Raw genomic sequence first — 23,355 nt, 5'->3', positions numbered from 1 at the left:
TCAGCGTTCTCCCTTGCGGTAGGGTTTCATCAGCGCCTGCGGGTAGCTGGCCTTGCGCGCGACCAGCACCAGCGCCAGGATCGACAGCAGGTAGGGCAGCATCAGGTACAGCTGGTAAGGCAGCACGGCATCGCCCGATTGTTGCAGCCGCAGCTGCAGCGCGTCGAAGAACGCGAACAGCAACGCGCCGAGCAGGGCCTTGCCGGGCCGCCACGAGGCGAACACCACCAGCGCCACGCAGATCCAGCCGCGCCCGTTCACCATGTTGAAGAAGAAGGCGTTGAAGGCCGACAGCGTGAGGAACGCGCCGGCCACGCCCATCAGCGCCGAGCCCGCCACGATGGCGCCGGTGCGCGTGGCCGCGACCGACACGCCCTGGCTCTCGGCCGCCTGCGGGTTCTCGCCGACCATGCGCAGCGCCAGGCCCAGCGGCGTGCGGTACAGCACCCAGGCCACCGCCGGCACCAGCAGCAGCGCGAACAGCGTGAGCGCGGTCTGCGCGCCGAGGATGGGCACGGGCAGCCAGTCCATCGGCGCGAAGGGCGTGATGGTCGGCGGCGTGTTCACCTTCGGAAAGCTCACGCGGTAGCCGAAGTAGCTCAGCGCCGTGGCCAGCAGCGTGATGCCCAGCCCCGAGACGTGCTGCGACAGCGCGAGCCCGACGGTCAGGAAGGCATGCAGCAATCCGAACACCATGCCCGTGAGCGCGGCCACGCCGACACCGACCCACAGCGGCGCACCGGCATACACCGCGAGCCAGCCGGTGAAGGCGCCCGCGACCATGATCCCCTCGATGCCCAGGTTGAGCACGCCCGCGCGCTCGCACAGCAGCACGCCCAGCGTGCCCAGGATGAGCGGCGTGGCGATGCGCAGCACCGCGACCCAGAAGGCGGGGTTGGAAAGAATGTCGAGCAGGTCGGTCATTTCGTCACCCGCACGCGGTACTGCGTGAGCAGCGTGGCCACCAGCACCGCGATCAGCGAGGCCGCGACGATCACGTCGGCGATGTAGGTCGGCACGCCCACGGCGCGGCTCATGGTGTCGGCGCCGACCAGCACGCCGGCCACGAACACGCCGGCGGCGATCACGCCCAGCGGGTGCAGCCCGGCCAGCATCGCGATCACGATGCCGGTGTAGCCATAGCCCGGCGACATGTCGAGCGTGACGTAGCTCGTGCGGCCCGCCACCTCGATGGCGCCGGCCAGTCCGGCCAGCGCGCCCGAGAGCAGCGCCACCATCACCACGGTGCGCGTGACCGGCACGCCGGCGAAGGCGGCGGCGCGCGCATTGGCGCCCACCGCACGGATGTCGAAGCCCAGCACCGTGTACTTGAAGATCGCCCACACGATCACCGCAAGCGATACGGCCCACAGCAGGCCGGTGTGCACGCGCGTCTGGGCGATGAGCTTGCCCAGCTCGAGGTCGGATTGCAGCGACACGCTCTGCGGCCAGCCCATCGCCGTCGGGTCTTTCATCGGCCCGTCGAGCAACGCCGACACGCCCAGCAGCACGATGAAGTTGATGAGCAGCGTGGTGACCACTTCGTCGACGCCGAGCTTGTTCTTCATGAGCGCCGGGCCCAGCAGCATCAACGCGCCGGCCACCGCAGCGGCCAGCATCATCAGCGGGAACAGCACCCAGGGCGAGAGTTCGAAGCCCGTGCCGCCGTGCATGCCGCCCGCGGCCACGGCGGCCAGCGCGCCCGCGAACAGCTGCCCCTCGGCGCCGATGTTGAAGAGCCGCGCCTTGAACGCGACCGTGGCGGCCAGGCCGGTGAGGATGAGTGGAATGGCCCGCGTCAGCGTCTCGCTCCATGCGAACACCGAGCCGAAGCCGCCCTGCAGCAGCAGCGCGTAAGTGCGCCCGACCGGCGCGCCGGCCCAGCGTACGAGCAGCGCGCTCACCAGCAGCGTGAACACGACCGCGCCGATGGGGGCCAGCACCAGCGCGGCGCGCGAGCTTTCGTGGCGTCGTTCGAGGCGCATCATGCGGCGGCTCCCGGGCGTTGCGGCGCCGTGGCGCCGGCCATCGCCAGGCCGATGGCCTCGCGCGTCCAGGCCGCGGCCGGGCGCGCTTCGCCGAGGTGGCCGCCGTGCATCACGGCCACGCGATCGCCGAGCGCGAGCACTTCGTCGAGGTCGTCGGAAATGACGAGCACCGCCGCGCCGGCGTCGCGCGCGGCGATGAGTTGCTGCTGCACGTAGGCGACCGCGCCGATGTCCAGGCCCCAGGTCGGCTGGTGCGCGACGATGAGGCGCGGTGCGCGGTTCGGGTACTTCTTGTTGTCGGTGTCTTGTTCCACTTGCTCGGGCGCCAGCAGCGCCCGCCCCAGGATCAGTTTCTGCATGTTGCCGCCCGAGAGCGAACGGGCCGGCGACATCAGGCCGGCGCCGCGCACGTCGAAGGCTTTCTCGATGCGCCGGGCGTGCAGCCGCGCCGCGGCGCGCCGGACGATGAACGACCAGCGTGAAAAGACGGGGCTGCGCAGCCGCTCGGACACGGCGTTCTCCCATACCGGCAGGTCGCCGACCACGCCGACCGCGTGCCGGTCTTCGGGGATTCGCGCCACGCCGCGCTGCACCAGGCGGGCGGGCGAGGGCGGCAGCGCGCGGCCCATGAACTGCGCGCTGCCGGAGACGGCGCGGCGCGTGCCGCTCAGCAGCTCGGCCAGCGCTACCTGGCCGTTGCCCGAGACGCCGGCGATGGCGGTGATTTCGCCCGCGCGCAGCGTGAGCGACACCTCGCGCAGGCGGTCCTGCCCGCCGTCTTTCACCGATGCGGTGCTCACGTGGTCGAGCACGCAGACCGCGTCGCCCACCGACTTGGCGGGCCGGCGCTGCGGCGCCTCGACCGCATGGCCGACCATCCACAGCGCGAGCTGCGCCTGCGTGGTGTCGGCCGTGCGCGCCTCGGCGACCAGCTTGCCGCCGCGCAGCACCGCGATGCGGTGCGACACGCGCAGCACCTCGCCGAGCTTGTGGCTGATGAAGATCACCGACAGGCCCTGCGCCACCATCTGCGCGAGCGTGGCGAACAGCGCCTCGCTCTCCTGCGGCGTGAGCACGGCCGTCGGTTCGTCGAGGATCAGGATGCGCGCGCCGCGGTACAGCGCCTTGAGGATTTCCACGCGCTGGCGCTCGCCGACCGAGAGGCTGCCGATGGTCGCGTCGGGCTGCACCGGCAGGCCGAAGCGCTGCGCCACCTCGAGCAGCCGCGCACGGGCCGCCGCACGGCGTGAGACCGGGCGCCACAGCGGCTCGGTGCCCATCGTCACGTTGTCGAGCACGCTGAGGTTGTCGGCCAGCGTGAAGTGCTGGTGCACCATGCCCACCCCGGCGGCCAGCGCAGCCTTGGGGTTGCCGGGCGGCAGGGGCGAGCCGAAGACTTCGATGCGGCCTTCGTCGGCGACATAGTGGCCGAACAGGATCGACATCAGCGTCGACTTGCCGGCGCCGTTCTCGCCCAGCAGCGCGAGCACTTCGCCGGCCTGCAGTTCGAGGGAGATGGCGTCGTTGGCCACGAGCGGGCCGAAGCGCTTGGTGATGCCCTGGAGGCGGAGCACGGTGGGGTTCATGGGCAGACAGGTGGCGACGACAGGTCGCGGCAGAAATTCTCGATGGCCCGGGCGGAGGCGGCGGGCGAGGCCTGCAGCAGGCCGTGGGGGCCGTCGAGCTGCACCAGGTGCAACGCCGACAACCCGCGCTGAATGGCGGCCACCGCGCGGCGCGGCACCACGCGGTCCTGCAGCGCCTGCAGGTACATCGCCGGCACACGCACCAACGGCAGCTTGTCGCGCACGTCGACGCGCTGCACTTCCTTCATGCGGTGGGTCATGACCGCGACCGACACCTGCTTCAGCGAAGCCTGGAGCATGTCCGACAGGTGCGGCGACGCCGAGCCGCCCAGCAGCAGGTGCCGCATCGGCGCGCGCATGAACTTCGAATGCAGCAGGCGCATCGACAGGTCGAGCAGGCCCGCGCGCATCAACGCCAGGCCGGGTGCGGGCCGGCGCGCGAAGCTGCAGCACAGGATGAGGCCGCGCAGCCCCGGCGGTCGCGAGGCTGCGAGGGAAATGGCCAGCGGCCCGGAAAACGATTCGCCGAGCAGCACGAAAGGGTGCTGCGTCGGCAGTTGCGCGCGCACCAGCGCTTCGAGTTCGTCGTAGCCCAGCACCTGGCGGCCCGGGTAGCGCACGACGTCGATGGCGGCCTGCGGCCCCAGGGCCTGCGCCAGCGGCGCGAAGAGATCGCCGGTGCCGTCCATGCCCGGCAGCAACACAAGACGAGGCAGGCGCCCGGGCGCCACCGTCACTTCCACGCGGCCAGGAAGGCCAGCATGACCTTGGCCGAGTTGTCGGCCGCGATGCTCATGAAGGTGCCCATCTCGTTCTCGCCGTCGCCGCCGCCCGCGAGGTCGCTGAGCGAGCGGAAGGCGATGTAGGGCACGCCGTTGCTGTAGGCGACCATGCCCACGGCGGCGGTTTCCATGTCGAGCACGTTGGCCTGGAAGGTCTTGTAGGTGTATTCGCGGTAGGCCTTGTTGTCCATGAAGGCCTGGCCCGACACGCCGTTGCCGCCCACCACCAGCTGCGGCTTGCGCGGCAGGCACTTGCCGGCGCCGCAGTTCGCCAGCTCGACGTTGCGGATGCTGCGCGCCACTTCGAGCATCTTCGGATCGGCCGCGAACCAGAACTTGCGCTCGATGCCCGGCTTGGCGGCCGAGCGCACCTCGACCGGGCGCGGGAAGTTCATGCCGAAGTTGGGCAGCGTGGCGTCGGTGATGAAGGGCGGCGCGCTGTACGTGCCGGGCGCGGTCTCGCGCGCCATGAGCACTTCGAGGTACTGGCCCCACTGGGCCGGCACCGTCACGTCGCCCACGTGCAGCGACGGATTCACGCCGCCCGCGATGCCGCTGAACACGATGCCGGTGATGCGAAAGCGGTTGAGCACGAGCTGCGTGTTCATGGTCGCGTTCGTCATGCTGATGCCCGAGAGAAACAGCACCACGGGCTTGCCTTCGAGCGTGCCGGTGGTGAACTCGACGCCGTTCACGCTGTGTTTGCGGGGACCCTGCAGGCGCGTGAGCAGCAGCTTGAGCTCGGGCTCGAAGGCCGAGATCACGGCCAGGCGCGGCGTGTCGTCCAGCCGCGTGCTGCTGTTGATGCTGACGACGTCCGACTTGTAGACGCCGACGCAGCCCGTCAGCACGAGGCCGAGCGCGGCGGCCAGGACCGGGCCGCGCAGGCGCTGGAGAAGCGAGGAAGTGTTCGTCATGGTCATCAGGAGTTGGTGGGCGGGAGTGAGGGGCGGTGTGCGGCGTCGGGCGTGGCGATCCAGGCCTGCAGCGCGGCGACGCGCGCGTGCTTCGGTGCCAGGCCGACGAAGGTGGTGTAGGCGGCGAGCGCCTTGGCGTCGTTGCCGGCCTGCAGATAGGCGTCGCCCAGGTTCAGATAGGCGAGGGCGCGGCTGCCGTCCATGTCGATGGCCTGCTCGAACCAGCGCGCGGCCTCGACCGGCTTGCCGCGCTTGAAGTACACGAAGCCCAGGTTGTTGGCCGCGAGTGCAAAGCGCGGCTGCAGCTTCAGCGCCTCGGTGAAGGCGGCCTCGGCCTCGTCGTAGCGGCGCTCGCGGTACAGCTGCAGGCCGCGGTCGTTGGCGCGCTGGGCGGCCACGCGCGGCGTGAGCGGCGCGGCGGCCGGCATGGTCAGCTTGGTGTCGGCGCCTTCGAGGTTCTTCACCACCACCTCGACGGCGGTCGGGCCGGTCTTGGCCGCCTTGGGTGTGGTCGCCACATGCACGGCCTGCTCGTTGGCCTGGTCGATGCGCTTGTTGACCTGGCTGGCGGCGGCGTCGAGCTGCAGGCTGTCGCCGCTGAGGCCTTCGCGCTCGACGGGCAGCGCGAACACGAACTCGCCGCCCTCCGAGCCCGGCAGGCTGCCGAAGGCCGGCGTCTGCCGCGCGATGGCCGAGACCGCCGGCGCCACGTAGGCCGCGAGTTCGGTGCCGGTGATGACGTTGTCGCCGTTCAGGTCGGCCTTGCCCGACAGCGCCTGCAGCATCGTCCAGGTGAAGACCGAGTGGCCGCCGGGGCCATCGTCGGCCACCTGCTGGTCGGCGCCGCCGGCGGTGAGCATCTGGCGGCCGATGCGGCGCGCGTTGTCGGTCAGGAAGTTCCTGTTGCCCTGCGCCGCGCCGCCACGCGTGAGGCCCAGGCCCGAGTAGCAGGCGTCCACGAGAAACAGCACGTGCTTGGCCGACAGCGCCTCGGCCACCTCCTGCAACTGCGGCATCGAGATGGCGTCGGACGGCAGGTTGTCCAGCGTGGCGTCGACCGGCACGATGTAGCCGACATCGCGCCCGCTCGCGAGCTTGCGGGTGCTGCCGTGGCCGGCAAAGAACACCAGCACGCGGTCGTCGCGCTTCACGCGCTTGCCGTCGGTCAGCTTTTCGTTCAGCGCACGCAGGATGTTGGCGCGCGTGGCCTGGTCGTCGTACAGCGCCGTGACGTTCTCGGACTTGAAGCCGAAGCGTGTCACGAGCAGCTGCTCCATCGCCTTGGCGTCGGGCACCGCGTGGTGCAGGCCGGGCCATTTGGCGTACTTGTCGATGCCGATCACCAGCGCGTGGCTCTCGCGGTAGAGCGTGTCGCCCGAGGTGGCGGCCACGCCGTCGTCAGGCGCGGTCTTTTTCGATGCGCTGACGACGAACTTGCCGTCGCGCCAGGTGGCGAAACGGTAGCCGTCGGCCACCAGCTGGTCGAGCACGGTGGGCAGGGCCTGCACGGTGCGGCCCTGGATGTCGTGGAACAGGATGACGCCGCGCTTGGCCTTGTCGACCTCGGCCAGCACGCGGTCGGCGATCGACTTGGGCACGGGGTCGGCCCAGTCCATGGAGTCGACGGTCCACATCATGGAGCGCAGCTTGAGTGCCTCGACCGTGCTCAGCTTGGCCTCGTTGCGTGCTCCGTAGGGAAAGCGAAAGAGAGTGGACTGCGGCCGGCCGGTGGCGTCGAGCAACGCTTCGGTCTCGCTGGCTTCGACGCGCACCGCGTCGTCGGTCATCTTGGCCATCATGCCGTGGCTGAAGCTGTGGTTGGCCAGCACGTGGCCGGCGGCCAGCACGCGCTTGGCCGCCGCGCCGGTGGCGCTGAGCTGGGCCTTGCCCTGCGCGTCGAGCTTGCCCAGGTTGCGCCCGAGCTGGAAAAAGATGGCGGGCGCGTCGTAGCGCTTCAATATCTCCAGGATCTCGTCGGTGTGTTTGGCGTGCGGGCCGTCGTCGAAAGTCAGCACCACGGTCTTGGCGGGCAGCGAGGTGCCGAAGATCTCGCGTGCGTCCGCGCTGTCCTTTTCCTTGGCGCCGCCCGGTGGCTGCGTGTAGGGGACGATGGCGCCGAAGTCTTTCAGGATTTGCTCGCGCGAGTACAGGCCCTGCAGCTTGGCCACGTAGTCGGCCCACTTCTCGCGCTTGGGCTCGATGCCGCGCTGCGCGAAGCGGCCGAACACGTCTTTCAGCTCGCGGTCGTAGGCCTGCTCGATCTCGGCGAGCACGGCCAGGTCTTCGCTGGCGCGGCGGCCGAGCTTGAGCCCGGACAGCGACTGCGCCTGGCTGTAGCGCGTGCTCAGCTCCGACAGGAATTCCTTGAACGCCAGCCGGTCGGCATCGAACCAGCTGGGCTCGCTCTCGATGCGGTCCAGCAGCGCGTTCAGGCCCGCCACCGCGGCCGGGTCCGTCATGTCCGCGGCCTGGGCGATCAGCGCCTGCTGGCGCTCCTGCATCTCGTGGAACAGCTGCTGCCCGACGGCGCTGACGGCGCGCTTCTCGGCCGCCTCGAGCGCACGTTCGCCGGTCATCAGCACGATCATCTGGCGGTGCGCGGCGAGCAGGGCATCGGCGCGCGCCTGCAATGCGGCCGGAATGCCGACCGGCGCCGCGACCACCGGCGGCGCAACGGCAGCGGGTGCCGAGGCGGCCGATGCGGGCACCTCGGCCGCCGGGGCGGTGGCCGTGGCCGCCGGCTCAGGTTGACAGGCGGCGAGCCCGGCGGCCAACGCCGCGATGGCCACGCCATGGATTGCGGTCTGCCATCGCGCACGCTTCATGGGTTCGGGTCTGCTCGCTTGTCTGTCTGCTTGTTACTTGGCGGTGGACTTCGGCTGGGCGTCGTCCACCTTCACGGTGAACTTGCCGGCCAGGATGTCGGCCTGCTTCGCCTTCACCTTCGCCACGACGTCGGCCGGCACCTTCTTCTCGAAGGTGCCCAGCGGCGCGAGCTCGGAGCCCTTGTGCTTCATGTGCGAGTACACGCCGTAGTCCTCGGCGGCGAACTTGCCTTCCTTCACCAGCTTGATGGCGCGGTCGGCCGAGGGCTCGAAGTTCCACAGCGCCGAGGCCACCACCGTGTCGGGGTACTGGGCCTGCGTGTCGATCACGTTGCCGATGGCGAGCTTGCCCTTTTCCTTGGCCGCGTCCGACACGCCGAAGCGCTCGGCGTACATGATGTCGGCGCCCTTGTCGATCATCGCGAAGGCCGCTTCCTTGGCCTTCGGCGGATCGAACCAGCTGTTGATGAAGCTCACGCTGAACTCCACCTTCGGATTCGTTTCCTTCGCGCCCGCCATGAACGCGTTCATGAGCCGGTTCACCTCGGGAATCGGGAAGCCGCCGACCATGCCGATGCGGTTGCTCTTGGTCATCCCGCCCGCGACCATGCCGCTGAGGTAGGCCGGCTCCTGGATGTAGTTGTCGAACACCGAGAAGTTCGGCGCCTGCGGCTTCAGCGACGAGCCCATGAGGAACGCCACCTTGGGGAAGTCTTTCGCGACCTTGCGCGCCGCCGCTTCCACCCCGAACACCTCGCCCAGGATCAGCTGGTTGCCGCCCGTGGCGTACTCGCGCATCACGCGCTCGTAGTCCGCATTGCTCACGTTCTCGGTCGCCTTGTATTCGATCTCCCCCCGCGCCTCGGCCGCCTTCAGCGCCTTGTGGATGCGACCCACCCATTGCTGCTCGAAAGGCACCGTGTACACGGCAGCCACCTTGAGCTTGGCCTGCGCGAGCGCAAGGCCCGGGGCGCCCGCCGCAAGCGCTGCGGCAACGGCGATGGAACGAACGATCAATTGACGGCGTGCTGTCACGGTCTTCTCCTCGATTGAAATAAAAGAACCACCCTGCAATCCCCATGCCCACCAAACCGAACAGAGCCCGCCCTAGCGGCGGGCTCCCTTCCAGCAAACACCGAGGAACTGGCTTAGCCAGGCCTCAGGTGTTGCCCCCGGTAGGGGGTTGGCGTAGCGACACGAAGTGCGCGAAGCCTGGGGGCGAGCCTATTTAGTGCCGAAGATGCGATCGCCGGCGTCGCCCAGGCCCGGCAGGATGTAGCCGTGGCTGTCCAGCTCGCGGTCGATGGCGGCGGTGTAGATCGGCACGTCGGGGTGCGCGGTCTGCATCGTCTTCACGCCTTCGGGGCAGGTCAGCAGGCAGACGAACTTGATCGACTTGGGGTTGAGTTCCTTCAACCGCTCGACCGCGGCCACGGCCGAGTTGCCGGTGGCCAGCATGGGGTCGACCACGATCACGTCGCGGTTTTCCATCTCGCCGGGCATCTTGAAGTAGTACTCGACGGCCGTGAGCGTCTTGGGGTCGCGGTACAGGCCGATGTGGCCGACGCGCGCGCCCGGCACCACCGTGAGCATGCCGTCCAGGATGCCCGTGCCGGCCCGCAGGATCGACACCAGCACCACCTTCTTGCCGTCGATGACCTTGGCCTGCATGGTCTCCAGCGGGGTCTCGACCTCGATGTCCTGCATCGGCATGTCGCGCGTGACCTCGTAGGCCATCAGCATGCTGATTTCGTTCAAGAGCCGGCGGAAGCTGTTGGTGGAGGCGTCCTTGCGGCGCATCAGCGTGAGCTTGTGCTGGACGAGGGGGTGGTCGACGAGGTGGACGTTGCTCATTGGAGTCTTCTTTTGGTGTGCCGTTGCGGAAAACAGGAGAGTCTAAAAGACTAGAAGACGGTGCCGTCGCTCTCGATCTGCAGCGGTGGCGCACCGTTTCGCAAGCGCTGTGCCAGCGCCCGGCCCGCAGCCCAGGTGCCGCCTTCGAGCACGCAGGCCAGGGGCAGCTCTTCCTCGGTGCGGTCGAGCACCTTGCGCACGCGCGGGGCGATTTCGTCGAGCAGCGCCACGGTGAGGGCGCGCCATTCGACGATGAACTCGTCGCCGGCCTTCCAGCGGCGGGTGAGAAAGGCCGGCTCGCGCGGCACGATCACGCCGCTGTCGATCAGCAGGCCGCCGTTGCGGTACTCGGGCAGGGCGGTGAGCGCGTCGAGGTGGCGCACCTTCACACCGGCCCATTCGAAGGGCTCGAGCAGCGAATATGTGAGCCACTGCGACAGCTTGTGGAACGGCATCCAGCCGTTGGTGAGCCCGGGGCCGGCGACGGCGCTGTGGCGCCAGCAGTCGCCCAGCGCGAAGGCCGGGTCGCCGGAGCCGCCGACGTTGTCGCTGCCGTCGGCCGCCAGGCTGTCGATGGCGTTGGCCGAGGGCCAGATGTGCGAGAGGGTGTCGAGCAGCAGCGACAAAATCTGGTGCGCCGTGATCTCGGCCGTGGGCGGCGAGGCCGCGCCCAGCGGGGCCACGAGCGCGTCGAAAAGGCCGGCGGGCCGGCCGTCGTCGCCGAAGGTTTCGGGCTGCTCGCTCATGGCCTCGCCGAGGCGGCGCAGCAGCACCGCGCGCCCGGACAGGCCGACCAGCGGATTGACTTCGCTCACCTGGAAGGCGTCGCCCAGGCGCTCGGTCACGAGGCCGCGCAGGCCGGCCGCGTCGGCCTGCAGCGGGTGGTTCGGGTCGGACGAAAAGAGCCCGCTGGTGAACGCATGGAAGCACGCCACGCCCAGGCCTTCGGAGCGCGTGAAGCGCAGGCCGGTGGCCGGTTCGGTGTAGTGCCAGGTCGGGCCGGCGCCGGCGTCGAGCAGCACGCTCACCAGCGTCAGGTCGATGTGGGCGCGGGCGCGCTGGCGGGCGTCGATGCCCTTGCCGAGCAGCGCGTCGAGCTGCAGGCGGCGGTCGACGCCACCGGCCTCGAAGTGGCGCCAGCGGCTGTGGTACGGGATGGTGTCCCAGGGGTAGCGCTCGCGCGTGACCTCGGCCACGGTGCGCGCCGCGTCTTCGAGCGCGTCGTCGCTGCCGATGCGGAACCACTGCGACTCGCCGCGGCGCGCGCGCGCCAGCAGGGCGCCCGCGCGCTGGCGGATGGCGGTGGTGGTGCGCAGCAGGCTGGCGGCGCCGGCCGGGTGGCCGGTGTCGGGAGTGAATTCGATCGACGGGTCGACATTGCCCGCGCCGCCGGGGCGCAGGCTGCCGGAACCGTCGGCGGGCAGGTCGATGTCGGTGCTTCGGCTCATTCGCTCAATCCCCGGCCCTTGGCCTTTTTCAGTTCCTCTGCGTCCGGCACCGGGCCGGGGGTGAAGTAGCCGGCCGCCATCTTGGCGTCCATCTCGACGCGGGCGTCGGCCGGGATCAGTTCGTCGGGAATGTTCACGCGTTCGCCGATCTCGATGCCCGAGCCGGTGATGGCGTCGAACTTCATGTTGCTCATCGAGACGAGGCGGTGGATCTTCTTGATGCCCAGCCAGTGGAAGACGTCGGGCATCAGCTCCTGGAAGCGCATGTCCTGCACGCCGGCCACGCACTCGGTGCGCGCGAAATACTGGTCGGCCGTGTCGCCGCCGACCTGGCGCTTGCGGGCGTTGTAGACCAGGAACTTGGTCACTTCGCCGAGCGCGCGGCCTTCCTTGCGCGAGTAGGCGATGAGCCCCACGCCGCCGCGTTGCGCGCCCTGGATGCACTCTTCAATCGCGTGCGTGAGGTAGGGGCGACAGGTGCAGATGTCGGAGCCGAACACGTCGGAGCCGTTGCACTCGTCGTGGATGCGCGCGGTGAGCTCCACCTCCGGGTTGGCCAGGTCGCGCGGGTTGCCGAAGATGTACAGCGTCTGCCCGCCGATGGGTGGCAGGAACACCTCGAGGTCGGAGCGCGTGACCAGCTCGGGGTACATGCCGCCAGTCTCTTCGAAGAGCGTGCGGCGCAGGTCGGTCTCGGAGCAGCCGAAGCGGCGTGCCACCTCGGGCAGGTACCACACGGGCTCGATGGCCGCCTTGGTCACCATCGCGGCGCCGCCCGTGGTGAGGAAATGGCCGTCGGCCTTCAGGCGCCCGCTTTGCAGCGCCTCGATCACCTCGGGCAGGATCACATGCGCCTTGGTGATCGCGATGGTCGGGCGGATGTCGTAGCCGGCCGCGAGTTCGGTGGAAAACACGTCGGCCACCAGCGCGCCCCAGGGGTCGAGCGAGACGATGCGCCCGGGCTCGCTCCACTGCGGATACGGGCCGATGACGTCGGTGGGTGCGGTATTGGTGAGGTCGGCCTTGTGTTCGCGCTTCAGGGCGCCGGCCGCCACGGCGAGCGCGCGGTACACGCTGTACGAGCCGCTGTGCGTGCCGATGACGTTGCGGTGCGCGCGCTTGGTGGTGGTGCCGACCACGGGGCCGCGCTCGGTGGCGGTGGCCGCGCCCCAGTGGATGGGCAGGGCGCCGAAGCCGCCGGCGTGCGAGGTCAGGCGGATGTGGCCGGTCGAGGACGAGGGGTGGAGCGGAGGGCTCTGCGCCGGGCTGGCACCGGTCGCGGTCGGCAAGGCGGAAGGGAGCGCGGTACTGTCTGCAGACATTTGAGGCCCTCAAAAAATGCAATGTACCGAGCACTTGTGCGGCTGGCAAGCGAGGGCCCGCGCGGTCCGGCCGCACTGGCATTCATGCAGGCGAGGAGCGCAGGCCGTAGGTCTTGCCGTGCACGAACAGGTACTCGGCGCGCAGCACCGCGTCGCCTTTCTCGCCGGTGAAGGTGAAGCCCAGCACGGCCACCGGCGTGCCCGGCTTGATCTCTTCGACGCCCCAGGCCTGCAGCCGCGTGAGCGGGGCCAGCTCGATCTGCCATTGGCGGTCGCGCCGCGTCGGCAACTGCGCCTTGGCCAGCAGCGCCGCGCCGTCGACCGTGGCGCTTTGCTTGGGCAGGGGCCGCTGCTTCAGGTCGGGCGGCAGCGAGAGGTTCTCGGGCAGCTCGATCTCCAGCTCGCCGTGCGGATTGCGCCAGCTCACCTTGGTGGCGCGGCCTTCCAGGTACAGCGGGCGCTCCTGGTCAAAACTGCTCCAGCCGTGGTGGGCCCAGGCGGGCAGGGCCAGTGCGATCGAACCGGTCACGAACATGCGTCGATGCAGCATCGCGTTCTCCTTGGTCAGACATAGGCAATCCAGCGCCCGCAGATGATGACAGCGAGCCAAAACCCCAAAGACAGGAGGCATTGAAACCTGGCGAACCCGCTCTGCCCGCCGATGTCGCCGCGCAGGTGGAACCAGGCGGCGTTGAGGCCGGCCAGCAGGATCAGCAGCAGCTTGACGCGAAAGGCCGTGTTGCTCAGCAACTCGCCCGGCTGGCTGGCGAACATGGTCAGGCCGGTCAGCGCGCACAGGCCGAAGCCCAGCAGGGCGGGGCGCAGCGTGAGGCGCGCCAGCAGCGGCGCCGGCAGCTCGCGGGCCAGGCCGAGGGCGCGCAGCTCGAACACCAGCAGGCCGCCGAACAGCAGCGCGATGCCCACGATGTGCGCCGCCTCCAGCGCCGGGTAGGCCCAGGGGTGCGAGACGAGTCCGGCCAGCATCGGGGCAGCTTAGCGCAAGCCCCGCCGTGGGGGCGCGGCACAATCCCTTGCAATCTTTTTTCACCAGGCTGTAACCGGCCGGCCCGATGGCACGAAACACCGTAGGCAGCAGGACGACACCGAGCGACGCGGAAGCGGCCTTGCGCCGCCTGTTCCTTCGCGGCCTCGACGGCGACGCCGGCGCGTACCGCGAGTTCCTGCAGAAACTGAGCGCGCACCTGCGTGCTTTTCTGGGCAAGCGCCTGTTCGGCTGGCCCGATGAAGTGGAAGACCTCGTCCAGGAATGCCTGCTCGCCATGCACAACCAGCGCCATACCTACCAGAGCGACCAGCCGCTGACGGCCTGGGTGCATGCCATTGCGCGCTACAAGATGATCGATCTGCTGCGCGCCAAGTCGGTCCGCGAAGACCTGCATGACCCGCTGGACGACGACCTGGCCGTGTTCGCGGCGTCGGCCACCGAGGCCAGCGATGCGAAGCGCGACCTCGGCGGATTGCTGCAGACCCTGCCCGAACGCCAGCGCCTGCCCATCGTGCACGTGAAGATCGAAGGCCTCTCGGTGGCCGAGACGGCCAGCCTCACGGGCATGTCGGAGTCGGCGGTGAAGGTCGGCATCCACCGGGGCCTGAAGGCCCTGGCCGCGAAGTTCGGGGGAGGCGCCGCGCCATGAAGACCGACGACCTCGTGAACCTTCTGGCCGCCGGCGAGGTGGCGGTGCCGCGGCGCAGCGCCAGCGGGCGCATCGGGCTGGCGGTGCTGGCCGCGCTGCCGCTGTCGTTCGTGATCCTGTTCGGCGAGTACGGGTTGCGACCCGACCTGGTGCAGGCGATGTTCTGGCCGATGTTCTGGGTCAAGGTGCTGTTTCCGCTGTGCATCGCGGCGGCGGCCTTCGTGACGGTACAGCGGCTGGCCCGGCCCGGCGTGCGGGTGCGCCACGCGTGGTGGGGCGGGGTGCTGCCGGTGTTGGGGATCTGGGGGCTGGCGGCGTTCGTCTGGTTCTCGGTGCCGATCGAGGAGCGCATGCCCTTGCTGATGGGCCAGTCGTGGCGCATCTGCGCCCTGAGCATCGGCTTCATGGCGCTGCCGGTGTTCGCGGCCACCTTCATGGCGCTGCGCGGGCTGGCCCCGACACGGCCCGCATTGGCCGGGGCCGCGGCCGGCGCGCTGGCCGGCGGCGTGGGCGCGTCGGTCTACGCGCTGCACTGCATGGAGCTGACCGCGCCGTTCCTCGCGGTCTGGTACGTGAGCGGGATCGCGGTGCCGGTGCTGCTGGGCGCGGTGCTGGGGCCGCGCCTGCTGCGCTGGTAGCGCGGCCGTTTTCTCTTAGCGCTTCTTGCTGCCGAAGATCCCGCCCAGCACGCCGCGCAGGATCTCCTTGCCCACCGACGTGCCCATGGTGCGCACCGCCGACTTGGCCATGGTCTGCACGAGGCCGTCGCGCTTGCCGCCGCGCGGGCCGGTGCTGCCGAAGAGCATGTCGTTGAGCATGCCGCCCATGCCGGACGATTCTTCCGCGGTGGCTCCGCCCTTGGCGCCGGCGGCTGGCGCATCGGGCGCGCTCTCGGCGCGGCCCTTGAGCTTTTCGTAGGCCGATTCACGGTCGACCGTCTTCTCGTACACGCCCGCCACCAGCGAGCCCGCGATCAGCGCCTTGCGCTGCTCGGGCGTGATCGGGCCGAGCTGGCTGCCCGGCGGCAGCACGTACACGCGCTCGGTGATGCTGGGGCGCCCTTTGGCGTCCAGGAAGCTCACCAGCGCCTCGCCCACGGCGAGTTCGGTGATGGCGGTCTCGATGTCCAGGCCGGGCTTCTGGCGCATGGTGCTGGCGGCGGCCTTCACGGCCTTCTGGTCGCGCGGCGTGAAGGCGCGCAGCGCGTGCTGCACCCGGTTGCCGAGTTGGGCCAGCACCGAATCGGGAATGTCCAGCGGGTTTTGCGTGACGAAATACACGCCGACACCCTTGGAGCGCACCAGCCGCACCACGAGTTCGATGCGTTCCACCAGCGCCTTGGGCGCCTCGTTGAACAGCAGGTGGGCCTCGTCGAAGAAGAAGGCCAGCTTCGGCTTCTCGGGGTCGCCGATTTCGGGCAGCTGCTCGAACAGCTCCGACAGCATCCACAGCAGGAAGGTGGCGTACAGGCGCGGCGAGTTCATGAGCTTGTCGGCCGCCAGGATGTTCACCACCCCCTTGCCGCCCACCGTCTGCATGAAGTCGGTGATGTTGAGCATCGGCTCGCCGAAGAACTTGTCGCCGCCCTGGGTCTCGATCTGCAGCAGGCCGCGCTGGATCGCCCCCACGCTGGCGGCGCTGATGTTGCCGTACTCGGTGGTGAACTGGCTCGCGTTCTCGCCCACGTACTGCAGCATGGCGCGCAGGTCTTTCAGGTCGAGCAGCAGCATGCCGCTGTCGTCGGCGATCTTGAACACCAGGTTCAGCACGCCGGCCTGGGTTTCGTTCACGTCGAGCATGCGGCCCAGCAGCAGCGGGCCCATGTCGGACACGGTGGCGCGCACCGGGTGGCCCTGTTCGCCGAACACGTCCCACAGCGTGACGGGGCAGGCGGCGGGCTCGGGCACGTCGATGCCGCGTTCCTTGAGCGTGGCGGCCATTTTTTCGCCGACGCTGCCTTTCTGGCTGATGCCGGTCAGGTCGCCCTTGACGTCGGCCATGAACACCGGCACGCCGATGTTCGACAGTTGTTCGGCGATGGTCTGGAGCGAGACGGTCTTGCCGGTTCCGGTGGCGCCGGTGATCAGGCCGTGGCGGTTGGCCAGGCCGGGCAGGAGGGTGCACTCGATGGTGTCGTGGCGTGCGATCAGAAGGGGGTCGGCCATGGGGCGCTCCGGGTCGTATCGAAGCGCGCAGTCTAATCAACCGCCACTCCTATAATTCACGACCCCGCACGGTCGTTCAGGAAAAAAGTTCAGGAGGTTTTTTTGTCATCGACTGCTCAGCCCCCCATTCCCGCCACTGGCGATGCATCCGAACAGTCGCCGATCGAAAAAGAGCTGGCCGTGTTGCTCGTGAACGCGCTCAATCTCGAGGTCGCACCTGAAGAGATCGTTCCCACCGACCCGCTGTACGGCGAAGGTCTGGGCCTCGACTCCATCGACATCCTCGAAGTCGCGCTCGAAGTCTCGCGCCGCTACGGTTTCCAGCTGCGCTCGGACGACGAGCGCAACCAGCAGATCTTCCAGTCGCTGCGTACGCTCGCGACCCACGTCGCCGAGCACCGCAGCGCCACCTGATCCATGTCCCGATGGCGACTCGTCCTCCTGCTGCTGGTAGGGGTCACGTATGCCGGCCTCTCCCACTGGATGACGCTGTTCCACGCCACCGAGCCCTGGGCTGTGGTGGTGTTGCTCGGCCCGCTGTGGATCGCCGCCATGGGCTGCGCCGCCAGCTGGTTCGGCCGCTGGGGCCTGGCCATTGCGGCGGCGCTGGGCATCGGCGGCTTCTCGCTCGTCTTCCTCGGTGAGGCGGGCGACACGAACCGCCTGTACGTGCTGCAGCACATCGGCATCAACGGCGCCTTGTGCGGCTGGTTCGGCTCGACGCTGCGTGGCAAGGGCCTGCCGCTGATCACCCAGTTCGCGCAACGCGTGCACCCGCTGAAGGGGCACATGCTGTCGTACACGACGCGCCTGACGCAGGTGTGGACGGTGTATTTCGCCGTGGTGGTCGTCTCGTCGATCGTGGTCTACCTGACGATGCCGTTCTCGGCCTGGTCGCTGCTGGCCAACGTGCTGTCGCCGCTGAGCGTGGCGCTGCTTTTCGTGGGCGAGCACCTCGTGCGCTACCGCCTGCATCCCGAATTCGAACGCACGCGCCTGGTCGATGCGGTGCGCGCGTTCTACGGCACCTCGACGGTGGACAACGGCGCTGGCGGCCAATGAAACAGGCGCAGCCCGCGTGACCCCCGACACCGCTTCTTCTTCCTTCCTGCCGCTGCTCGCGGACCGCAACCCCGACGCGCCCCTGGCCTGGCGCGCCGGCCAGCCGGTCAGCACACGCCAGTTCCTGGCCGACGTCGCGCGCCTGGCGCCCGCACTGCCCGCCGAAGGTCCTGCCGTCAACCTCTGCCTCGACCGCTACGCCTTCGCCGTGAGCCTGGGCGCTGCGCTGGTGCGCGGCCACGCCAGCCTGCTGCCGCCCGATGCGCGGCCGGACACGCTGGCGCGCCTGACCGAAACCGGCGGCGCCCACCTGTTCGCGCTGACCGACGACGCCAAGCTCGAGACGCCCGGCATGCGGCGCCTGCAGGTCGAGGCCGTGCCCGGCCCGGCCGGCGAGGCGCCGGTGCCCGCCATCGACGGCGGCCGGCATGCGGCCAGCCTGCTCACGTCGGGTTCCACCGGCGTGCCGCAACCGCATGCCAAGGCCTGGCGCACGCTGGTCGGCGACGTCGAAGTGGCGGTCGAGCGGCTGTGCCGCGTGCTGCAGCGGCCCACGCTCGAAGGGCTCACGCTGGTGGCGACCGTACCGGTGCAGCACAGCTACGGCCTGGAGTCGTCGGTGCTGCTCGCGATGCTCGGTGGGGCCGCTTTTGAAACCGGGCGGCCGTTCTTTCCGGCCGACGTCGCGAAGGCGCTGGCCTCGGTGCCGCGCCCGCGCGCGCTGGTGACCACGCCGTTCCACCTGAAGACGCTGCTGCTGTCGGGCATCGAGTTGCCGCCGGTCGACCTGATCTTGTCGGCCACCGCGCCGCTGTCGCCGCAACTGGCCGCGCAGGCCGAGCAGGCGCTGGGTGGCGTGCTGCTCGAAATCTACGGCAGCACCGAGTCGGGCCAGGTGGCCACGCGCCGCACCACCGAGAGCGAAATCTGGGAAACCTTCGGCGAGATCCGCGTGCATGCGCAGCCGGGGGAGGGTGACGGACCCGAGCGCTTCATCTTCAGCGGCGACTTCATTCCCGAGCCGACGCCGATGGCCGACGTGCTCGAATTGCTGGACGCACGGCGCTTTCGCCTGTTCGGCCGTGCCAACGACCTGATCCACGTCGCCGGCCGGCGCAGTTCGCTCGCACACCTGAACTACCACCTCAACAGCATCGCCGGCGTCGACGACGGCGCCTTCTGGCTGCCCGACGAGGTGGCCGACGGCGTGGTGCGGCCGGTGGCGTTCGTGGTCGCGCCCACGCTGTCGGCGGCGGACATCATTGCTGCACTGCGGCAACGGCTGGAGCCGGTGTTCGTGCCGCGCCGCGTGGTGCAGGTCAAGGCCTTCCCGCGCGAAGGCACGGGCAAGCTCACGGTGCGGGCGCTGCGCGAATTTGCGCTGGCCCAGCTGGCCGACGACCAGACGCCGGTGCAGATGGCGCACACGGTGCCGGTCGACCACCCGGCCTTTGCCGGCCATTTCCCCGGCCAGCCGCTGGTGCCCGGCGCGTTGCTGCTGGCGGAGGTCATGGAGGTCGTGCGACGCGTGCCGGCGCTGTCGGCACGGCTCGGCCCGAGCCCGACGCTCGCGGCCGCCAAGTTCCTGGCGCCCGTGCGGCCTGGCAGCACGCTGTCCATCGAGCTGCATCCCGAGGCCGGAACCGGCCGCGGCGTGCGTTTCGACGTGCGCTGTGACGGCGTGGTGGCTGTCACCGGCCGCTGGACGGCTGTGCCAGAGTCGGCGGGATGAAGCACACCGACGCCGAAACGCGCGCCGTGGACGAAGCGGCGCGCCAGACCGCCCGCCCGACGCCCCAGCAGGGCGACTGGGCGCGCGCGCCCGAGCGCAGCAACATGCTGGCGCTGCGCTTCATCTGCCTGATGGCGCTGGTGTGCGGACGGCACGTCACGCGGCTGCTGCTGCCGCCGATCAGCCTGTACTTCCTGCTGTTCGCGCCGGCGCCGCGCCGCCACATCAAGCGCTACCTGTTCCGGGCCATCGGCCCGCGCGCGGGCTGGGTCGACGGCTACCGCCTGCTGCACGCGTTTTCCTCCACCGTGCTCGACCGCGTGTACTTCCTGCGCGGGCGCATGGACCTGTTCAAGCTGAAGATCGAAGGCAACGGCCCGATCGAGGCGGAGGCGGCCGAAGGGCGGGGCGCCTTCCTGCTCGGCGCCCACATCGGCAGCTTCGAGGTGCTCGGCGCCTGCAAGCAGCAGAAGCACCAGAACCGCATGCGGCTGGCGATGCTGATGTACCCGGACAACGCGCAGCGCATCACCGCCATCCTGAACGCCATCGCGCTGCCCGAGATGCGGCCCCACGTGATCGCGCTCGGCCGGCCGCATTCGATGCTCGCGCTGCGCGACTGGCTCGACGGCGGCGGCCTCGGCGGCATGCTGGCCGACCGCACGCTGCCGGGCAGCGAGGAGCAGCCGGCGAACCAGCGCGGCAACAACATCGTGCTGCCTTTCCTTGGGCAGCCGGCCGTCTTCAACGACGGCCCGTTCCGGCTGGCGGCGCTGCTGCGCCGCAAGGTGTTCTTCATGGCCGGCATGTACGGCGGCGGTGCCCGCTACGATGTCCGGTTCGACCCGCTGGCCGACTTCGGCACGCCGTTCGCCGATGCCGCGGAGCGTGAACGCCGCATCCGAAGCGCGGTCGAAGCCTATGTGGCCCGCCTCGAGGCGCTGTGCCGCGCCTACCCGTACAACTGGTTCAATTTTCATGATTTCTGGCTCGAAGATGCGGCTTGATCGGCTTTGCAGGGTTGTGGTGCTGGCGGTGGCTTTCTGTGCCGCGCCGGCGTGGGCGGCATTCGACCTGCCCGAACTGATGGGCCTGCTGGCCCGGCAGAAGAGCGGCGAGGCGCGCTTCACCGAGCAGCGCTTCGTGCACGGCCTCGAAGGCCCGCTCGACGCGAGCGGCACGCTGAGCTTCGAGGCGCCCGACAAGCTGGTGCGCCGCACGCTGTCGCCGCGCATCGAGACCATGTCCGTGGACGGCAACACGCTGACCCTGTCGCGCGGCAACCGCAACCGCACGCTGGCGCTGGACAGCATGCCCGAGCTGCTGGGCCTGGTCGAAGCCATGCGCGGCACGCTGAGCGGTGACGGCGCCACGTTGCAGCGCTACTTCAAGAGCACCGTGACCGGCGCCGCCGGCAAGTGGACGCTCGACCTCACGCCCAACGACAGCCGGCTGGCCGCGCAGGTGCGCAGCATGCGCATCACCGGCCGCAACAGCGAGGTGCTGGGGCTGGAGATGGAGTTCGTGGGCGGTGACCGCTCGGTCATGCACATCTCGCCCAACGCGCCGCCGTCGGTGCTGCCGGCCGGCGCCCCCGGGCGCGCGACACCGTGAGCCTGGCGCAGGCGGGCGGCCCGCCGGGGTGGTCGCGCCGCATCGTCGTTCTGCTGGCGTGGTTGCTGGTCGTGGCCCTCGGCGCGGTCGTCATCGCGCGCACCCAGATCGGCGCCGACCTGTCGGCCTTTCTCCCCAAGAGCCCGGACCTGCGCCAGCGCGTGCTGATCGAGCAGCTGCAAAGCGGCGTCGCCTCGCGCACGCTGATGCTGGGTTTCGAGGGCGGCAGCGTCGCGCAGCGCGCTGACGTCTCGCGCGCCGTCGGCAAGGCGATGCGCGAGAGCCAGCTCTTCGACCTGGTGCAGAACGGCGACGTGAGCGACTGGAGCGAGGCCGGCACCTGGGTGTTCCAGCACCGCTACCAGCTCTCGTCCGGCGTGATGCCGGGGCAGTTCACCGCCGAAGGGCTGCGCGAAGCCATCGTCGACACGCTGTCGATGCTCGGCACGCCGGCCGGCAATGCGATCAAGCCCTTGCTCGACAGCGATCCGACGGGCGAGACCCAGCGCATCGCGATGGAGCTGGTGCCGGCCAGCGCACCGCGCAGCGAGGCTGGCGTCTGGATGTCGCGCGAGGCGCCGCGTGCGCTCATGATCGCCACCACGCGCGCGGCCGGTGGCGACCTCGATGCGCAGGCCGTCGCCATCGCCCGTGTGCAGGCCGCCTACGAAGCCGCCGCGCGCGGCATGGGCGAGGCCGCGCCGAAGCTGTTGTTGAGCGGACCGCCCGTGTTCTCGGTGATGAGCCGCGAAAAGATCAAGACCGAAGCCATTCACCTCGCGGTGGTGGGCGGCATCGTGATGAGCGTGCTGTTGCTGCTGGCTTTTGCCTCGCCGCGCGCGCTGGTCATTGCCTTCCTGCCGGTGGCCACGGGCGTGGTGGTGGGCACCGCGTCGGTCAGCCTCGTGTTCGGCTCGGTGCACGGGCTCACGCTGGGCTTCGGCAGCACGCTGATCGGCGAGACGGTCGACTACGCCATCTACTACCTGATCCAGGCGCGCGGCGCGGCCGTGGCCGGCACCGGCTGGCAGCGCTGGCGCGAGGTGCATTGGCCTACTGTGCGGCTGGGCCTGCTGACCTCCGTGTGCGGCTTTGCGGCGCTGGTGTTCTCGGGCTTTCCGGGGCTGGCGCAGCTGGGCGTGTTCTCGATCGCCGGACTGGTGTCGGCCGCGCTCGCCACGCGCTACGTGCTGCCCGTGCTGGCACCCGATGGCGCGACCGGCATGGGCATGCGCCGGCACATGGCGCGCCTGGCCGGCCTGCTGGTGCGCGGCCTGCCGCGCCTGCGCTGGCCGCTGGCGGCGCTCGGCTTGGCGGCGCTCGCGCTGGTGCTGTGGCAGGGCGGCCACCTGTGGCGCGCCGACCTGAGCGCGATGAGCCCCGTGCCGCGCTCGGCCCAGCAGCTCGACGAGATGCTGCGCAAGGACATCGGCGCCAGCGACGGCGGCGTGCTCGTGGTGGCCTTCGGCGACGACGAACAGGCCGCACTGCGCCACACCGAGGCCGCGGCCGCGCGCCTCGATGCATTGGTCGACAAGGGCGAGCTCAGCGGCTACGAAGCCGTGACCCGCGTGCTGCCCAGCGTGGCCGCGCAAACGGCGCGCCAGGCCAGCCTGCCCGACGCCGACACGCTGCGTGCCAACCTGGCCGAGGCGACCAAGGGCCTGCCGCTGCCGGCATCGCGCCTCGGACCCTTCGTGGCCGACGTGGAGGCCGCGCGCAAGCAAGCGCCCGTGCAGCGCGCCGACCTCATGGGCGGCCCGCTGGGCTCCGTGGTCAACACGCTGATGTACGAGCGACCGGGTGGTGGCTGGTCCACGCTGGTCGTGCTGCATCCCGGCCCGGGCTTCGAACAGGGGCGCCTCGAGGAGGCGCTGGCCGGTCTGCCCGAAGTGCAGGTGGTGGACGTCGGCCGCGAGCTCGGCGGCCTCTACCAGCGCTACCTGCACGAGGCCTTCGTGCAGGTGCTGCTCGGCGCGCTGGCGGTGGTGGTGCTGCTGGGCGTGTACCTGCGCTCGTGGCGCCGGCTGCTGGCCGTGTGCCAGCCGCTGCTGTTCGCGGTGGTGCTCACGCTGGGTGGCATGGCGCTGGCGCAGGCGGCGCTCGGCATCCTGCACCTCGTGGGGCTGCTGCTGATCGTCGCCGTGGGATCGAACTACGCGCTCTTCTTCGACCAGCTGCGCACGACCGGTCGCGCCGACGAAGACACGCTGGCCTCGCTGATGCTGGCCAACCTCACGACGGTGGTGTCGTTCGGGCTGATCGCGATCTCGGACATTCCGGCGCTGTCGTCCATCGGCCGCGTGGTCGCGCCGGGCGCCTTGCTGGCGCTGCTGCTGTCGGCCGCGTTCGCGCGCAACGTGGCGCCCGGGAAGGGCCCAAGCCCACAGCGACCGCGCTGATGG

General features: G+C 70.0%; 21 protein-coding genes. 8 read left to right on the top strand and 13 right to left on the bottom strand.

What is annotated here, in order from left to right:
• The 12 genes from AC1RAA_RS04955 to AC1RAA_RS04900 form a co-directional block, all read right to left on the bottom strand.
• Window positions 1-924, bottom strand: a complete 924-nt coding sequence (locus tag AC1RAA_RS04955) for an ABC transporter permease (RefSeq protein WP_492726882.1) — start codon at window positions 922-924, stop codon at window positions 1-3.
• Complete coding sequence (locus tag AC1RAA_RS04950) at window positions 921-1,985, bottom strand: ABC transporter permease (protein WP_492728331.1); 1,065 nt, start codon at window positions 1,983-1,985, stop codon at window positions 921-923. Before AC1RAA_RS04950 ends, AC1RAA_RS04955 begins: the two co-directional genes overlap by 4 nt.
• Window positions 1,985-3,574 carry an ABC transporter ATP-binding protein gene (locus AC1RAA_RS04945; protein WP_492726880.1) on the bottom strand — a complete coding sequence of 530 codons (1,590 nt, stop codon included), beginning with the start codon at window positions 3,572-3,574 and terminating at the stop codon, window positions 1,985-1,987. Before AC1RAA_RS04945 ends, AC1RAA_RS04950 begins: the two co-directional genes overlap by 1 nt.
• Complete coding sequence (locus AC1RAA_RS04940; protein ID WP_492726878.1) at window positions 3,571-4,317, bottom strand: alpha/beta fold hydrolase; 747 nt, start codon at window positions 4,315-4,317, stop codon at window positions 3,571-3,573. Before AC1RAA_RS04940 ends, AC1RAA_RS04945 begins: the two co-directional genes overlap by 4 nt.
• The gene (locus AC1RAA_RS04935; RefSeq protein WP_492726876.1) at window positions 4,308-5,279 is read right to left on the bottom strand and encodes a 5'-methylthioadenosine/S-adenosylhomocysteine nucleosidase; all 972 of its coding nucleotides are present in this window, start codon (window positions 5,277-5,279) and stop codon (window positions 4,308-4,310) included. The genes AC1RAA_RS04940 and AC1RAA_RS04935 overlap by 10 nt, the downstream gene beginning before the upstream one ends.
• Window positions 5,279-8,098 (bottom strand): polysaccharide deacetylase family protein, encoded by a 2,820-nt coding sequence (locus AC1RAA_RS04930; protein ID WP_492726874.1) that lies wholly within the window; start codon window positions 8,096-8,098, stop codon window positions 5,279-5,281. Before AC1RAA_RS04930 ends, AC1RAA_RS04935 begins: the two co-directional genes overlap by 1 nt.
• Window positions 8,099-8,131: 33 nt before the next feature.
• A complete protein-coding gene (locus tag AC1RAA_RS04925; protein ID WP_056582550.1) occupies window positions 8,132-9,133 on the bottom strand; it encodes a BMP family protein in 1,002 nt (333 codons plus the stop codon).
• Between the two features lie 189 nt (window positions 9,134-9,322).
• Window positions 9,323-9,952: a uracil phosphoribosyltransferase gene (upp, locus tag AC1RAA_RS04920; RefSeq protein ID WP_062477764.1), complete on the bottom strand. Its 630-nt coding sequence runs from the start codon at window positions 9,950-9,952 to the stop codon at window positions 9,323-9,325.
• Between the two features lie 50 nt (window positions 9,953-10,002).
• Entirely contained in the window at window positions 10,003-11,400 is a 1,398-nt protein-coding gene (locus AC1RAA_RS04915) for a URC4/urg3 family protein (protein ID WP_492726872.1), read from the bottom strand.
• Window positions 11,397-12,722 (bottom strand): GTP cyclohydrolase II, encoded by a 1,326-nt coding sequence (locus tag AC1RAA_RS04910; protein ID WP_159271758.1) that lies wholly within the window; start codon window positions 12,720-12,722, stop codon window positions 11,397-11,399. Before AC1RAA_RS04910 ends, AC1RAA_RS04915 begins: the two co-directional genes overlap by 4 nt.
• Window positions 12,723-12,804: 82 nt before the next feature.
• Window positions 12,805-13,272 (bottom strand): DUF6152 family protein, encoded by a 468-nt coding sequence (locus tag AC1RAA_RS04905; RefSeq protein ID WP_062477756.1) that lies wholly within the window; start codon window positions 13,270-13,272, stop codon window positions 12,805-12,807.
• Window positions 13,273-13,286: 14 nt separating this feature from the next.
• Window positions 13,287-13,706, bottom strand: coding sequence for a hypothetical protein (locus AC1RAA_RS04900; protein ID WP_159271760.1), 420 nt, complete (start codon window positions 13,704-13,706; stop codon window positions 13,287-13,289).
• Between the two features lie 86 nt (window positions 13,707-13,792).
• Here AC1RAA_RS04900 and AC1RAA_RS04895 point away from each other — a divergent pair, with 86 nt between their 5' ends.
• Entirely contained in the window at window positions 13,793-14,377 is a 585-nt protein-coding gene (locus AC1RAA_RS04895) for a sigma-70 family RNA polymerase sigma factor (protein WP_062477750.1), read from the top strand.
• Entirely contained in the window at window positions 14,374-15,015 is a 642-nt protein-coding gene (locus AC1RAA_RS04890) for a DUF1109 domain-containing protein (protein WP_492726869.1), read from the top strand. The genes AC1RAA_RS04895 and AC1RAA_RS04890 overlap by 4 nt, the downstream gene beginning before the upstream one ends.
• Window positions 15,016-15,030: 15 nt before the next feature.
• Here AC1RAA_RS04890 and AC1RAA_RS04885 read toward each other — a convergent pair whose 3' ends face one another.
• Window positions 15,031-16,542 (bottom strand): helicase HerA-like C-terminal domain-containing protein, encoded by a 1,512-nt coding sequence (locus AC1RAA_RS04885; protein WP_492726867.1) that lies wholly within the window; start codon window positions 16,540-16,542, stop codon window positions 15,031-15,033.
• A gap of 102 nt (window positions 16,543-16,644) precedes the next feature.
• On the opposite strand from AC1RAA_RS04885, the gene AC1RAA_RS04880 reads away from it, so the two are divergent.
• From AC1RAA_RS04880 to AC1RAA_RS04855, 6 genes are read left to right on the top strand one after another with little or no spacing between them, the layout of a single operon-like run.
• Complete coding sequence (locus AC1RAA_RS04880; RefSeq protein WP_062482694.1) at window positions 16,645-16,956, top strand: phosphopantetheine-binding protein; 312 nt, start codon at window positions 16,645-16,647, stop codon at window positions 16,954-16,956.
• Window positions 16,957-16,959: 3 nt separating this feature from the next.
• Window positions 16,960-17,604, top strand: coding sequence for a COG4648 family protein (locus AC1RAA_RS04875; protein ID WP_492677032.1), 645 nt, complete (start codon window positions 16,960-16,962; stop codon window positions 17,602-17,604).
• Between the two features lie 16 nt (window positions 17,605-17,620).
• Window positions 17,621-19,336, top strand: coding sequence for an AMP-binding protein (locus tag AC1RAA_RS04870; protein ID WP_492726865.1), 1,716 nt, complete (start codon window positions 17,621-17,623; stop codon window positions 19,334-19,336).
• A complete protein-coding gene (locus AC1RAA_RS04865; RefSeq protein WP_492726863.1) occupies window positions 19,333-20,343 on the top strand; it encodes a lysophospholipid acyltransferase family protein in 1,011 nt (336 codons plus the stop codon). Before AC1RAA_RS04870 ends, AC1RAA_RS04865 begins: the two co-directional genes overlap by 4 nt.
• A gap of 28 nt (window positions 20,344-20,371) precedes the next feature.
• Entirely contained in the window at window positions 20,372-20,950 is a 579-nt protein-coding gene (locus AC1RAA_RS04860) for a LolA-related protein (RefSeq protein WP_492726861.1), read from the top strand.
• On the top strand, window positions 20,947-23,352 hold the full coding sequence (locus AC1RAA_RS04855; protein WP_492726859.1) for an MMPL family transporter: 2,406 nt from the start codon (window positions 20,947-20,949) through the stop codon (window positions 23,350-23,352). Before AC1RAA_RS04860 ends, AC1RAA_RS04855 begins: the two co-directional genes overlap by 4 nt.
• The last annotated feature ends 3 nt before the right edge of the window (window positions 23,353-23,355 follow it).

This window comes from Variovorax sp. GW823-FHT04F07 (genome assembly GCF_058795995.1).
The sequence above is the reverse complement of the archived record's forward strand: the minus strand, read 5'-3'. Positions and strand labels throughout refer to the sequence as shown.